Annotated in this window: 11 protein-coding genes and 1 pseudogene; 8 read left to right on the forward strand and 4 right to left on the reverse strand. The window is 71.9% G+C overall.

Annotated elements, in window-relative coordinates; all coding sequences use genetic code 11:
* Positions 1-6 precede the first annotated feature (6 nt).
* The 3 genes from FDO69_RS38075 to FDO69_RS38085 are packed head-to-tail and all read left to right on the forward strand — an operon-like array spanning position 7 to position 3,348.
* A complete protein-coding gene (locus tag FDO69_RS38075; RefSeq protein ID WP_104788047.1) occupies positions 7-1,440 on the forward strand; it encodes a sugar porter family MFS transporter in 1,434 nt (477 codons plus the stop codon).
* A 22-nt stretch (positions 1,441-1,462) separates the two neighbouring features.
* Positions 1,463-2,482, forward strand: coding sequence for a Gfo/Idh/MocA family oxidoreductase (locus FDO69_RS38080; RefSeq protein ID WP_104788050.1), 1,020 nt, complete (start codon positions 1,463-1,465; stop codon positions 2,480-2,482).
* Positions 2,479-3,348 carry a sugar phosphate isomerase/epimerase family protein gene (locus tag FDO69_RS38085; protein WP_104788053.1) on the forward strand — a complete coding sequence of 290 codons (870 nt, stop codon included), beginning with the start codon at positions 2,479-2,481 and terminating at the stop codon, positions 3,346-3,348. The genes FDO69_RS38080 and FDO69_RS38085 overlap by 4 nt, the downstream gene beginning before the upstream one ends.
* 22 nt (positions 3,349-3,370) lie before the next feature.
* Here the strand turns inward: FDO69_RS38085 and helR are convergent, their stop codons facing one another.
* Positions 3,371-5,530: an RNA polymerase recycling motor ATPase HelR gene (gene helR, locus FDO69_RS38090; RefSeq protein WP_104788056.1), complete on the reverse strand. Its 2,160-nt coding sequence runs from the start codon at positions 5,528-5,530 to the stop codon at positions 3,371-3,373.
* A 204-nt stretch (positions 5,531-5,734) separates the two neighbouring features.
* Here helR and FDO69_RS38095 point away from each other — a divergent pair, with 204 nt between their 5' ends.
* Positions 5,735-6,610 (forward strand): Gfo/Idh/MocA family protein, encoded by an 876-nt coding sequence (locus tag FDO69_RS38095; RefSeq protein WP_104788058.1) that lies wholly within the window; start codon positions 5,735-5,737, stop codon positions 6,608-6,610.
* 18 nt (positions 6,611-6,628) lie between these two features.
* Here the strand turns inward: FDO69_RS38095 and FDO69_RS38100 are convergent, their stop codons facing one another.
* Positions 6,629-7,519 (reverse strand): GNAT family N-acetyltransferase, encoded by an 891-nt coding sequence (locus FDO69_RS38100; protein ID WP_104788061.1) that lies wholly within the window; start codon positions 7,517-7,519, stop codon positions 6,629-6,631.
* 468 nt (positions 7,520-7,987) lie between these two features.
* Between FDO69_RS38100 and FDO69_RS38105 the strand changes: the two genes are divergently transcribed.
* Positions 7,988-9,115 carry a PP2C family protein-serine/threonine phosphatase gene (locus tag FDO69_RS38105; RefSeq protein ID WP_420878577.1) on the forward strand — a complete coding sequence of 376 codons (1,128 nt, stop codon included), beginning with the start codon at positions 7,988-7,990 and terminating at the stop codon, positions 9,113-9,115.
* Between the two features lie 68 nt (positions 9,116-9,183).
* Here FDO69_RS38105 and FDO69_RS38110 read toward each other — a convergent pair.
* Positions 9,184-9,409 (reverse strand): annotated as a pseudogene (locus tag FDO69_RS38110) (chaplin).
* Between the two features lie 219 nt (positions 9,410-9,628).
* Here FDO69_RS38110 and FDO69_RS38115 point away from each other — a divergent pair.
* Positions 9,629-9,835: a hypothetical protein gene (locus FDO69_RS38115; protein WP_104788064.1), complete on the forward strand. Its 207-nt coding sequence runs from the start codon at positions 9,629-9,631 to the stop codon at positions 9,833-9,835.
* Positions 9,836-10,058: 223 nt separating this feature from the next.
* On the opposite strand, the gene FDO69_RS38120 is transcribed toward FDO69_RS38115, so the two are convergent.
* Positions 10,059-10,550 (reverse strand): DUF5709 domain-containing protein, encoded by a 492-nt coding sequence (locus FDO69_RS38120; RefSeq protein ID WP_104788181.1) that lies wholly within the window; start codon positions 10,548-10,550, stop codon positions 10,059-10,061.
* A gap of 410 nt (positions 10,551-10,960) precedes the next feature.
* Between FDO69_RS38120 and FDO69_RS38125 the strand changes: the two genes are divergently transcribed.
* Positions 10,961-12,430, forward strand: a complete 1,470-nt coding sequence (locus FDO69_RS38125; protein WP_104788067.1) for an APC family permease — start codon at positions 10,961-10,963, stop codon at positions 12,428-12,430.
* Positions 12,431-12,440: 10 nt separating this feature from the next.
* On the forward strand, positions 12,441-13,409 hold the full coding sequence (locus tag FDO69_RS38130) for a hypothetical protein (RefSeq protein ID WP_104788069.1): 969 nt from the start codon (positions 12,441-12,443) through the stop codon (positions 13,407-13,409).
* Positions 13,410-13,413: the final 4 nt, after the last annotated feature.

Genomic DNA, 13,413 nt, shown 5'->3' on the forward strand with positions numbered 1-13,413 from the left:
GCGGCCATGGACGTCAGGGACGACACGACACCGTCCTCAACCCCCACCACAGTCGCGGCGGACGACGCCCCCGCGGCGGTCTCCCGGCGGCTGCGGGTCATCACGATCATCGCCACGTTCGGGGGCCTGCTCTTCGGCTACGACACGGGCGTCATCAACGGAGCACTGCCCTACATGACCGAGGACCTCGGACTGACCCCGGTCACCGAGGGCATGGTCACCAGCTCGCTGCTGCTGGGAGCCGCGCTGGGCGCGGTGACCGGCGGCCGGCTGTCGGACGCGCGCGGCAGGCGGCACTCCATCCTGCTGCTGGCCGTGCTGTTCTTCATCGGTGCTCTGGGCTGCACGCTCGCCCCGACGACCGCCGTGATGATCGTGGCGCGGTTCGTGCTCGGTCTCGCGGTCGGCGGCGCCTCGGTGACCGTGCCGGTGTACCTCGCGGAGGTGTCACCCGCCGAACGGCGCGGCGCCCTCGTCACCCGGAACGAACTGATGATCGTCAGCGGTCAGCTGCTGGCCTTCACCTCCAACGCGATCATCGCGCGGGTCGGCGGCGAGTCCGGCGGTGTGTGGCGCTGGATGCTGGTCATCGCGACCCTGCCGGCCGTGGCGCTGTGGTTCGGCATGCTGGTGATGCCGGAGAGCCCGCGCTGGCTGGCCTCGCAGAGCCGTTTCGGCGAGGCCCTCGACGTCCTGAAGCAGGTGCGCTCGCGGGCCCGGGCCGAGGCCGAGCTGAAGGAGGTCTCCGCGCTCGCCGTCAAGGACGAGCAGGCGAAGCTCGGCGGCTGGCAGGACATCAAGAGCACACCGTGGGTGCGCAAGCTGATGTTCGTCGGCTTCGGCATCGCCGTCGTGCAGCAGATCACCGGCGTGAACACGATCATGTACTACGGCACGCAGATCCTCACCGACGCCGGTTTCGCCGCCGACAGCGCGCTCACGGCGAACATCGCCAACGGCGTGATCTCGGTGCTGGCCACCTTCGTCGGCATCTGGCTGCTGGGCCGGGTGCCGCGCCGCCCGATGCTGATGACCGGTCAGGTCGGCACGACACTCGCCCTGTTGCTGATCGGCGTCTTCTCGCTGGTCCTGCCCTCCGGGGACCCGAGGGCGTTCGCGGTGCTCGCGATGACGGTCACCTTCCTCGCCTTCCAGCAGGGCGCGATCTCTCCGGTGACCTGGCTGATGCTGTCGGAGATCTTCCCGATGCGGATGCGCGGCTTCGGCATGGGGGTGGCGGCCGTGGTGCTGTGGCTGACCAACTTCGTGATCGGGCTGGTCTTTCCCTCCCTGGTCTCCGGGATCGGGATCTCCAACACCTTCTTCCTGTTCGTGGTGGCGGGCCTGCTGTCCCTCACCTTCGTGAAGCGGTACGTCCCCGAGACCAAGGGCCGCACGCTCGAGACCCTCGAGGCCGAGCTCCGGGCGCGCTTCTCCTGACCAACCTCCGAGGAGTTTCACCATGACCGTACGCGTAGGCGTCATCGGCGCCGGAATGATCGGCCAGGACCACATCCGGCGGCTCACCGAGGTCGTCACCGGTGCCGCTGTCACGGCCGTGGCCGACGTGGACGCCGAGCGCGCCGCCGGGGTGGCGGCCCGGGTCGGTGCCACCGTGCTGCCCACCGGCGCGGACCTGGTCGCCTCCCCCGACGTCGACGCCGTCCTCGTCACTTCCTGGGGGCCCACCCACGCCGAGCACGTCCTCGACGCGATCGCCGCAGGCAAGCCCGTGTTCTGCGAGAAACCGCTGGCCACGACCGTCGAGGACTGTCTGCGGATCGTCGAGGCCGAGCGGGCGCACGGCCGCCGGCTGGTGCAGGTCGGCTTCATGCGCCGCTTCGACGCCGGCTACCGGCAGATGAAGGAGGTCCTGTCGACCGGTTCGCTCGGGGCTCCGCTGATCGTGCACTGCGCGCACCGCAACCCGACCGTGCCGGAGTCGTACCACTCCGCCATGGCCGCCCAGGACACGGCCGTGCACGAGATCGACGTGCTGCGCTGGCTGCTCGACGACGAGATCGTCTCCGCGCAGGTCGTCACCCCCCGCGCCACGAGCAGGCGGTTCGCGCACCTGAAGGACCCTCAGATCATGATCTTCGAAACGGCCTCGGGCGTCCGGATCGACCTGGAGGTCTTCGTCAACTGCCAGTACGGCTACGACATCCAGTGCGAAGTCGTCGGCGAGGACGGCCTGGTCCGGCTGCCCGACCCGGCTGCCGTCGGGGTCCGCACGGCGGCCCGGCACGGCACGGGCGTGCTGCAGGACTGGAAGGACCGGTTCGCGGAGGCCTTCGACACCGAGTTCCGCGAGTGGGTCGCCTCCGTGGCCGACGGCACGGAGCCCACCGGCCCGTCCTCCTGGGACGGCTACGCCGCCACCGTCATCACCGACGCCGCCGTCCGGTCCCTGGAGACCGGCGGCGAGACCGTCACCACCGACATGAAGCCCCGGCCCGCTTTCTACGGAGGCACCGCGTGAAGATCGCCCTCGACCCGTACATGTTCCGCGCCCTTCCCATCGACGAGATGGTGCGCACGGTCGCCGAACTCGGCTACGAGTACATCGAGTTGTCGCCGCGTGCGGAGTTCATGCCGTTCTTCCTGCACCCGCGTGCGGACGACGCGCGGGTGGCGGAGCTGAAGAACGCGCTGCGCACGCACGGCGTTCAGCTGTCCTCCGTACTGCCGCTGTACAAGTGGTCCTCGCCGGACGAGACCGAGCGGCAGGCCGCCGTCCGCAACTGGAAGCGGATGATCGAGATCACCGCAGACCTCGGTTGCCCGCTGATGAACTCGGAGTTCAACGGGCGCCCCGAGCGCGCCGCCGAGAGCGAGGCGGCCTTCTGGCGCTCGCTGGAGGAGCTGCTGCCGGTGTTCGAGCGCGAAGGCATCGCACTGAACCTGGAGGCCCACCCGGACGACTTCTGCGAGGAGAACACCCCGGCCGTCGACCTCGTCCGCGCGATCAACAAGCCGTGGGTGAACTACCTGTACTGCGCGCCGCACACGTTCCATCTCTCGGGCGCCTCGGAGGCCGGCGCGGACATCGCGCGGATGATGCGCTACGCCGGCGACAAGCTCCAGCACGTGCACATCGCGGACTCCTTCAACCACAAGGGGTCCAGCGGCCTGCGCTACATCCTCAACCCGCCGGGCACCCCGGCCCGCATCCACCAGCACCTCGACATCGGCCAGGGCGAGGTCGACTGGGACGTCTTCTTCGGCACTCTGCGCGAGCTGGGCTTCGACGGGGTCGCGACGGCCTGTGTGTTCGCCTGGGAGGAGCGGGCCCGACAGTCGTCGGCGTTCATGCTGGACCGCATCCGCAAGGAGCTGGCCTCCTAGAGGTGCCGCCCGGGCCGGAGCGTCAGGAGCTCGTGAGGATCACGAGCTCCTGCGTCGCCCTGGTCATTGCCACGTAGTGGTCGACGGCGCCCTCGACGCCGTCGCCGAAGTTCTCCGGTTCGACCAGGACCACCAGGTCGAACTCCAGCCCCTTCGACAACTCCGGGGTCAGCGACCGGACGCGGGCCGAGGCCGGCCGGAACGTCGGATCGCCGATCACACAGGCGATCCCGTCGGCGTGCCCGGCCAGCCATGTGTCGAGGATCGACGTCAGCTCCGCGGCGGACCCGTGGCGGACGGGGACGCCCCCGCTGCGGATCGACGTCGGCACGTTGGCGTCCGGCAGCACGGCCCGGATGACCGGCTCGGCCTCCGCCATGATCTCGGCAGGCGTCCGGTAGTTGATGCTCAGGGAGGCCATCTCGACCCGGTCCAGCCCGATCCGCTCCAGGCGTTCCCGCCACGACTCCGTGAACCCGTGCCGGGCCTGGGCTCGGTCGCCGACGATGGTGAAGCTCCTGGACGGGCAGCGCTGCAGCAGCATCTGCCATTGCGCGTCGGTGAGTTCCTGGGCCTCGTCCACCACGATGTGCACGAACGGCCCGGCGAGCCGGTCCGGGTCGGCGGTGGGCAGGGCGCTGTCGTCGAGCAGGGAGTTGCGCATGTCCTGCCCGTGCAGCATGACCAGCACGCCTTCGCCGTCGTCGTAGCTGTGGGCCTCAAGCAGGTTGTCGATGACGTCGGACATGCCCTCCTGCTGGGCGGCGAGGGCGGCCTCCTGTACGCGCCTGCGCCGTGCGGCGTCCGGGTCGCCGAGCCGATGGCGTGCCGCGTCCAGCAGCGGCAGGTCGGACACGGTCCAGGCGTGCGGCTGCGCGCGTTGCAGGGTGCGCACCTCGTCGCGGTCGAGCCAGGGCGCGCACATGCGCAGGTAGGCGGGCACGGACCAGAGGTCGCCGACGAGGTCGGTCGCCTCCAGCAGCGGCCAGGCGCGGTTGAAGACCGTGAGCAGCTCCCGGTCCCGCGACAGCGCCTTGCGGAGGAGGTCCTCGGGGGCGTCGCCCTCGTGCTTGTCCACGAGGATCGTCAGCAGTTCCTCCCAGACCTGGTCGCGTGCCTCGTTGTGCGGTGTGCCGGGTTCGGCCGCGTCGAAGGCCGCCGCCCAGTCGTGGGCGCCCAGGCGGATGTCGGACCAGTGGGTCGTGACCGTCATCGCCTCGGTGGGCGGCTCCTCGTAGAACCGCACGGCCTTCTCGATCGCCCGGACCATGTCCGCGGACGACTTCAGACGGGCCACCTCGGGGTCGGTCTCGGCCGCCGCGGTGGCTCCCTCGTCGACGAGGTCCGCCAGGACGCAGGTCTGCACGCCCTCCTCGCCGAGGCTGGGCAGGACGTCGGACACGTAGGACAGGTACGGCCGGTGCGGGCCGACGAACAGCACCCCGCCCCGGCGGTGCTGCCCGAGGCGCGGGTCGGAGTAGAGGAGGTAGGCGGAGCGGTGCAGGGCGACGACGGTCTTGCCGGTGCCCGGGCCTCCGTCGACGACCAGGGCGCCGCGGGAACCGGCGCGGATGATGGCGTCCTGGTCGGCCTGGATGGTGCCGAGCACGTCCCGCATGCGGGGTGAGCGGTTGGTGCCGAGGCTCGCGATGAAGGCGGACTGGTCGTCGAGGGCGGCGTGCCCGGCGAACGCGTCGGCGGTGAACACCTCGTCCCAGTAGTCGCTGACCCTGCCGTCGGTCCAGCGGTAGCGGCGGCGGCTGGTCAGACCCATCGGGTTGCCGTGGGTGGCCCCGAAGAACGGCTCCGCGGCCGGGGAACGCCAGTCGACCAGCAGCCGGCGCCCCTCGCTGTCCGTGAGGCCGAGCCGTCCCACGTACACGGGCTCGGAGCCGTCCGCGCCGACCATGTGCCCGAGGCAGAGGTCCAGTCCGAAGCGGCGCAGGGCGCGCAGGCGGGTGGTCAGCCGGTGGATCTCGGCGTCACGGTCCATGGCCTGCCTGCCCTTGCCGCCGGGGGCCCTGCGCTCGGCCTCCAGCCGGGCGGACAGTTCCGCGATCGACTGCTCCAGGCAGTCGGCGACGGCGGCGAAGTGCCGCTCGTCCCCGGCGATGAACGCCGGGGCGGCCTTGTGCGCGAGGCGGCCGGGAAGATTGAACGCACTCGTTGTCGCAGGGGTCACGTCATGCTCCCGTTTCCGCAGGTCCTGGGCCTAGGCCGGACATTCTGCGGCCCATGGGGGGCCTTGCCGCAAGGCCCCCCATGGGCTATAACTTGAGACAGGCAAGGAGAGGACTCCTTGCCTTTCTTGTTGCCCGCCCCTGGTGCCCAGCGGCCGTTTCCGTGTGACACGCTCTTCGTCTCGGCAGCGTGGAGAGGCGGCGGCATGCGCATAGGACTGCTCGGCACCGGACCCTGGGCACGGCTGGCCCACGCCCCCGCGTTGAGCGGGCACGAGGAGCTGGACTTCACCGGTGTCTGGGGCCGTCGCCCCGAGGCCGCGAAGGAACTGGCCGAGCGGCACGGCGTCCGCGCCTATGACGACGTCGACGCGCTGTTCGCCGATGTGGACGCCGTGGCCGTGGCGCTGCCGCCGCAGGTGCAGGCCGCACTCGCCGTGCGGGCGGCGCGGGCCGGGTGCCATCTGCTGCTCGACAAGCCGCTCGCGCCGACGGTGGAGCAGGGACGAGCCGTGGTCGAGGCGGCCCGGGAGGCCGGTGTCGCCTCGGTCGTGTTCTTCACGACCCGATTCCAGCCCGAGCCGGCGGCGTGGATCGCCGAACAGGCCGCCGTACCCGGCTGGTTCACGGCCCGGGCCGAGTGGCTCGGGGCGGTGTTCACCAGCGAGAGCCCCTTCGCGACGCCGTGGCGGCGGGAGAAGGGCGCCCTGTGGGACGTCGGCCCGCACGCCCTGTCCGTCCTGCTGCCGGTCCTCGGCGACGTGCGGCGCGTGACGGCGGCGGCGTACGGCCCCGGCGACACGGCGCACGTCGTCCTCGACCACACCGGTGGCGCGTCGAGCACCCTCACCCTGAGCCTGACGGCACCGCCCGCCGCGGCCGGTGCCGCCGTGGAGCTGCGCGGGGAGGCCGGGGTCGCGGCGCTGCCGGACGGCTCCGACGGAGCGGTGCCCGCGCTGAAGCGGGCGGCGGACGCGCTGCTCGACGCCGCCCGGACCGGCCGCCCGCACGCCTGCGACGCGGCGTTCGGCCTGAGGGTGACGGAGATCCTCACGGCCGCCCAGGAGTTGCTGACCCCCTGAGTGCGCGGGCGGCCCTGCTTACCGCGCCGGTTCGAAGTCGAGCCGCTCCCTCACCACGGGGTAGCCGGCCTTGGCGAAGTTCGCCGCCATGGGGAAGTTGCCCTGGTCCGTGGCGGCGGCGACGAACTCCGCCCCCTGCTCGACGAGGAAGTGCGTGCATTCGGCCAGCAGGTCGTAGGCGTAGCCGTGGCCTCGGTGCCCCGGAAGGACGCCGATGAAGCCTATGCAGGGCCCCGACGGGTTGTGGGCCGGGATGTGGATGCCGGCCAGGTCGCCCTGCGGCGTGTACGCCGTCTGCCACCACTCGCGCGGTGACGGGCACCAGTGGAAGAAGTCGAGTTCCTCCTGGGCCGCCCGGTCGATCCCGCCCTCCTCGACGGCCCTGAGCGCGTGCGCGTCCAGGGTGGCGGAGTGGATGCGGCGCAGGGCGTCGAAGAACACGGCGTCGTCGGGTTCAGCGCGGAACTGAAGGCGCCCGGGCCGCTCCGGCAGGCCGCGGTCGGGGGTCCAGCGGTACAGGAGGCGTTCGACCAGGAGATCGTAGCCGGCGGTCCGGGCGGCCGTGAACCGGGTCTCGGCGGCAGCGCGCAGGGCCGGGTCGTCGCGCCACCCGGCGGGCAGGTTCAGTTCCAGTCCGACCTGCCAGGGGGCGGAACGCAGGAGTGCGGCGCCCGCCTCCTCCTCGCCCTCGGCCACGTCGAACCAGTTGAGGTTGACGGGCGTGCTGTCCTCGGGGCCGCCCCACCAGGCGCCGCGAGCGACCACACGGCCGTCGCGCAGGGCCACGCGCTTCCAGTCGGGGCGGTGCCGGGTCAGCCGGTGGCCCTCACGGGCGCCCAGCGGGTCGGGCAGGGTGTCGAAGAGTTCGGCGTCGCTCGTGTCGAGCGCGCGGATGACCACGTCGGTCATGGGGTGTCCTCCGGGACGCATGCTGCTCGGAGCGCTCCCGGTCGGTCAGTCGAAGCACGCCGGGACAACGGGGAGGGAGCGCGGAAACGATGTGTTCTGCACGGTTCTGCCCTCCTTCCACAGGTCCAGGGGCGTGGCGCGCCACGCTACGGGATCTCCGGACGGGCCGTCCATCGATTTCCGGCATGGCTCGAGGGCCCCTTGAGAGGCGGCCGAGCGACGCCCGCACCCGCTGTGGGGTGACGCGCTCACTGCCCTCGGCGATGCGGGCCCAGGTGCGGCGGCCGGTCGGCCGACGCGGCGTGGTGGTGTGCGGTGCGGGCCCAGGGGTGCGGCGGCCGGTCGGCCGAAGCGGCGTGGTGGTGTGCGGTGCGGGCCCAGGTGCGGCGGCCGGTCGGCCGTAGCAGCGTGGTGGTGTGCGGTGCGGGCCCAGGTGCGGCGGTCGGTCGGCCGTAGCAGCGTGGTGGTGTGAGCAGTGTGCGCGGCCGGCCCGTGCGCCGGGACCTGGACCGGCGCGGCTGGCTGCGCGGCGCGCCCCCGCCCGGCTGGGCCCGGGTGCTGCCCTCCGCACTGCTGGCGGGTGTCTGCCTGGCGGAGCTGATCAGCCCGGAGCCGCTCGACATCGGCTTCCTGCTGGGTGCCATCCCGCCGCTGGCCGTACTGGCGCACGGTCCGGTGGCGACGGCGGTGCTCGGCGCGCTGGTGGTGGTCGTGCTGACCGTGCCCGTCTTCGATCTCAACGATCCCGGCAGTACCGACCTGCTGACCGTGTGCTTCGTCTCGGTGCTGAGCGTGCTGCTGTCGTACGTCCGGTCCCGGCGGGACGCGCAGCTGGTCACCGAACGGGCGGTCGCCGAGGTCGCGCAGCGGGCCGTGGTGCCGCTCCTGCCGGATCGGGTCGGACCGGTGCGGTGCGCGGGCCTGTATCGGGCCGCGCAGCGCGGGACCCTCGTGGGCGGCGACTTCTTCGACGTACGGGCGGGCCCCTTCGGCGTACGGGCGGTCATGGGCGATGTACAGGGGCACGGGTTGTCGGCCGTGGCCACGGTCGCGTCGCTGCTGGGCGCGTTCCGGGAGGCGGTGCTGGACCAGCCGGACCCGGAGGCGGTGGCGGCCCGGCTCGACCGGAGGCTGGCGGTGGACTCCGCGGGCGACCCGCACGCCGAGCTGTTCGCGACGGCGGTGCTGCTGGACTTCTCCGCCGACGCCCGGGTGGTGCGGATCGTGGCGTGCGGGCAGGCCGGACCTCTGCTGCTGCGGGACGGCCGGGCCGTGGAGCTGGACGTCGAGCCGTGCACACCGCTGGGTCTCGGCCTCGCCGAGGCGGCCCCGCCCCGGGTCGTCTCGGTGCCGCTGAGGGCCGGCGACCGGCTCTTCCTCGCCTCCGACGGGGTGACCGAGGCCAGGGACACGCACGGGGTCTTCTACCCCCTGACCGAACGGCTGCCGGGCCTCGCCGCCGAGAATCCGGCAGCGCTGGCCGAGCGGGTCTGGACCGACCTCGTCCGGCACTGCCCAAACGTGCAGGACGACGTCACGATGCTGGTGCTCGCGCCACGTCCGCGGGACAGGGCCGACGGGACGGGCGGGGCCTGACATCAGCGGCCGGCGGCGGCCCGCGGGCGTCGCGGGCCGCCGCCGGCGGGGACGTCACGACCGGTGGGTCAGTCCTTGATCGTGCACTTGTTGCCGATCGCCGGGTTGAACGCCCCGATCACGTTGACCGAGTTGCCGCAGACGTTGGCGTTGATGTCGATCGGGATCTGGACGACGTTGCCCGACAGAACGCCGGGGCTGCCGACGGCTATCCCGGCGGGGCCGTCGTTCGCGCTCGCCGTACCGGCGAAGGCGATACAGGGCGGCACAGGCCAGACCGGCTGCGGCAGTCACACGCGTACGCGTGGAAAAGCTCCTGTCAGTCGCAGGGACACGTGACTCCACCGTCGCCCGGAGGAAGAGCCCGCGACATCCGTGGTCGTCCGAACGGGGTGCCCGGGCCCGGACCGCGCTCTCCGGATGCACGCCGCGCTCCCGCGGGGAATGGTGATATCGGACCGGTTTTTCAGCACCGGGGCCGCCCCAGCGATCCGGACCCTAGGAGCAGAGAACATGTCGACGTCAGAGCCTGCCGCTTCCCGGCCGCCCGAGGACCGCGCCACCCCGGACCGCCTGCTCCACGCCCGCACCGGCACCGACGTGTCGCCGGAGGACCTCGTCCTCGCCTCGGGCAAGGACCTCAACCCGCACACCCTCGAGTGGGCCAAGCGCAAGCTGGCCGCGGAGGGACCTGCCGCCCTGGAGAGGCTGCTGCCCTAGCCGTCCTCCCCGTCGGCCCCTCGGATCGCTGAGGGCCACCGGACCCCGCGCGCATACGCACGGGTCCGGTGGCCCTCAGCGTGTGACCCGTCCGCCGGCCCGACCGCACGCCGGCGGACGGGTCACACGCTGAGGGCCCCCGGACCCGTGCGTCTGCGCGCGGGGTCCGGTGGCCCTCAGCGTGTGACCCGTCCGCCGGCCCGACCGCACGCCGGCGGACGGGTCACACGCTGCCGTCGTCCTCCGGCAGCGCGCTGTCGTCCTCCACCACGTGCACGGCTGCCTCCTCCGCGCCGGCCGCCCCGCCGTCGATGCCGACGTCGGAGGCGACGGTCTCCTTCGTCGTGTCGGCGTGGGCACCCTCGTCGGGGGCGACCAGACGGCCGGCGCGGGCGGTGCCCGCCTCGGGGTCCACCGGTTCGCCGTCGCCGTCGGGGGTGTCCCCCACGCCGTCCCCGGCGGGCTCGGCGGACACGTCGGGGACCTCCTGGGACAGCCGTTCGTCGAGGCTCTCGCCCTCGTGCTGCTCGGCCGCGGTGGTGCCACGCTTGGTGACGCCCAAGGGCTTCTCCGGCGGGGAGTAGCCCTCGTCGAGCGTGTCGTCGTACGTCCGTTCGTCGACGGCGTCCTGCAGGTCCAGCGGCGCGGCGTCCGCCTGCTCCTCGTTGGTACCGGTGGGCTGGTACGCGTCGTCCGCCATCGGTTCGGGGCGCATCGGTTCCGTGCCCATCACTCCTGCCTTCCTGTGTGCTGCTCGGCTCGTTCGTCTCGCCTGTCCGTTCCGCGTTTCCCGTTACGCGGGCTCTAACCTCGGCGGACGTCCCCCGGAACCGGGAGGGTGCCCGAACGTCGCGCGGGCCAACAGGAGTTAAAACCCTGGGCAGGCCCGGACATTACCCACCGGTCAATCTTGAAAGCTCAATCAGTACGGCTATCATCACTCGCACACACGGTGTGACCGGCTGTCGACGCGGCGGCAGCACGGTATCCGCCACCCCTTCTCTCATCGCCACCGGGACCTGGGCCACCCTTTCCTCCGTCCGGCGGCGAGCTCCACCCCACCCCCCAACGCCGCCGGGACGGCCTGCCCGCCTCCGGTCGCGGACAAGTGAAAGCAGCGCATCCATGAGCTACAGCAGGGGCAGAGGGCTGCAGGCCAATGTCCTCAGCACGTTCGACACCGTGGTGATGGCGGTCGCGGGCAGCGCCCCGGCGTACTCGCTGGCGGCGACCACCGCCGTGCTGGTCGGCGCGGTGGGTCTGGCGAGTCCGGCCGCCCTGCTGTACTGCGCGATACCCATGCTGGGCATCGCGCTGGCGTTCAGCTACCTCGGCCGGATCGACGTCAACGCGGGCGCCAGTTACTCGTGGGTGGGGCGCACGCTCCACCCCTTCCTCGGCTTCATCAGCGGCTGGGCGCTGGTCATCTCGGCGACGATCTTCATGGTGGCCGGGTCGCTGCCCGCCGGTTCGATGACGCTGGCGCTCTTCGACGACGGTCTCGCGGACAACACCGCGCTGTCCACGGTGGTCGGCGCGGCCTGGTTCCTCGTCATGCTGGGCGTGGTGCTCGGCGGCGCCCGGCTCACGGTCCGCGCCCAGCTGATCATGTCCGGTGTCGAGCTGGCCGTCCTGGCGTTGTTCGCGGTGCTCGCCTTCTTCCACACCGGCAACGCCCGCGCCTTCGACTGGTCCTGGCTCGGCTTCTCGCACTTCGACGGCATGGCCGGCTTCGCCTCGGGCGCGCTCATCGCCGCGTTCTACTACTGGGGCTGGGACGTCACCAGCAACCTCAGCGAGGAGACCCGCAACAGCCGCCGCACGACGGGCCTCGCGGGCCTGATCGGAGTGGGCATCGTGTTCCTGCTGTTCGAGGTGTTCACCATCGCGGTGAACGTGATCCTATCCTCGAAGCAGATCGAGGAGAACGACGCGAACGTGCTGGCGGTGCTCGGCGAGGAGATCTGGCCGGGCTGGGGCGGCAAGCTGCTCATCGTGGCCGTGATGCTGTCCACCATCGCCACCCTGGAGACGACGCTGATCCAGGTGACGCGCTCGCTTTTCGCGATGGGCCGGGACCGTACGATGCCGGCGGCGCTGGGCCGGGTGCACCGGCGGTGGAACACGCCCTGGGTGGCGATCGTGGTGGTCGGGTCGGTGGCGCTGGTGATGTTCATCGCCTCCAACGCCCTGGGCTCGGTGGGCGACATCCTCTCCGACGCCATCTCGGCGATCGGCCTGCAGATCGCCGTCTACTACGGTCTCGCGGGACTCGCGGTGGTCGTCGCCTACCGGAAGATGCTGCTGAAGTCCCCGGCCAACTTCCTCTTCGGCGGCCTGTGGCCGCTGTGCGGCGCCCTGTTCATGTTCTGGGTGTTCGTGGAGTCGCTGGGCGAGCTGAGCACCGCCGCCATCTCGATCGGCATCGGCGGGCTCGCGGTCGGGCTCATCCCGATGCTCTGGTACTGGAGGCAGGGCAGCGACTACTACCGGCCCGCGAAGCTGGACGCCTCGCGGGCGGTCGAGACGGACTACGTCCCCGACGAACAGGACGCGCACGCCCGTGTCCACGAGGGTCTGTCCACCGACTTCTGAGGGGGACCCGATGGCACGCGGTCTCAGACGCGGTTTCACTCCCGACTTCGACCCCGACTGCGGGGACACCGACCTCACCTCCGCCCGCCAGGACGTCGTGATCGGCCGCTGGCAGGGGCTGCGGGACCTCCTGGGCGCCACCGGCCGCGACTGGACGGCCCGGGGGCACCGGATCCGGCAGCTCGCGCAGGTGTGCGCGGGCAGTTCGACGGTGGAGTCCTGGCTCTCGGCCGACGCCCACAGCGCCGACGCGTTGGTGCTGCGGGCGGCGACGGAGACCGCCCGCACCTTCAACATGGCCATCGCGGCGGGGCGGGGCGTGCCGATCGACCAGCACCGCGTGGACGCGACGGTACTGGCCTGCCTTACGGCGACGGAGGCACACCCGGAGGACCCGACGCCGTGGGTGTCGCTGATCTCGGTGGCGCGCCTGTACCCGAAGGGCGTGCGCCGACAGGAACTGGGGCGCTGGTGGGACGAGTTGCACGGCCGGGATCCCTACAGCGTCGAGGGACACCTTCAGGTGCTCCACTACTACTCGGCGCGCTGGCACGGCACACACGGCCTGATGTACGACTTCGCCCGGGACGCGGCCGGAGTGGCGCCGCCCGGCTGTCCGCTGCCGGTACTGGTGCAGTACGCCCGGGTCGAGGAGTACCGCTTCGCCCTGGACGCGGCGCAGGGCAGGCAGTCCGCCGTGGGCCTCTCACAGCACTGGAACCACGACGGTGCGTCGAGCGACCTGCGGCGAACCTGGCAGCGCTGGGTCATGGGCCGGACGCAGAGCGGTATCGCGCCCGGTGAACTGCGCGACTTCAACTACCTGGCCCACGCGGCCTGCTCCGCCGGCGCCACGGACATCGCAGGCGTCCTGATGGGCATGCTGGGACCCCGCGCGACGCGCACGCCGTGGTCGTACACGGGGGATGCGGAGAAACAGATCACCAAGTGGCGCAAGGAGCTGCGGCTGGGGGCGTGAGCGT

This window comes from Streptomyces tibetensis, assembly GCF_007655005.1.
In the GTDB taxonomy this organism is placed as follows: Bacteria; Actinomycetota; Actinomycetes; order Streptomycetales; family Streptomycetaceae; genus Streptomyces; species Streptomyces tibetensis.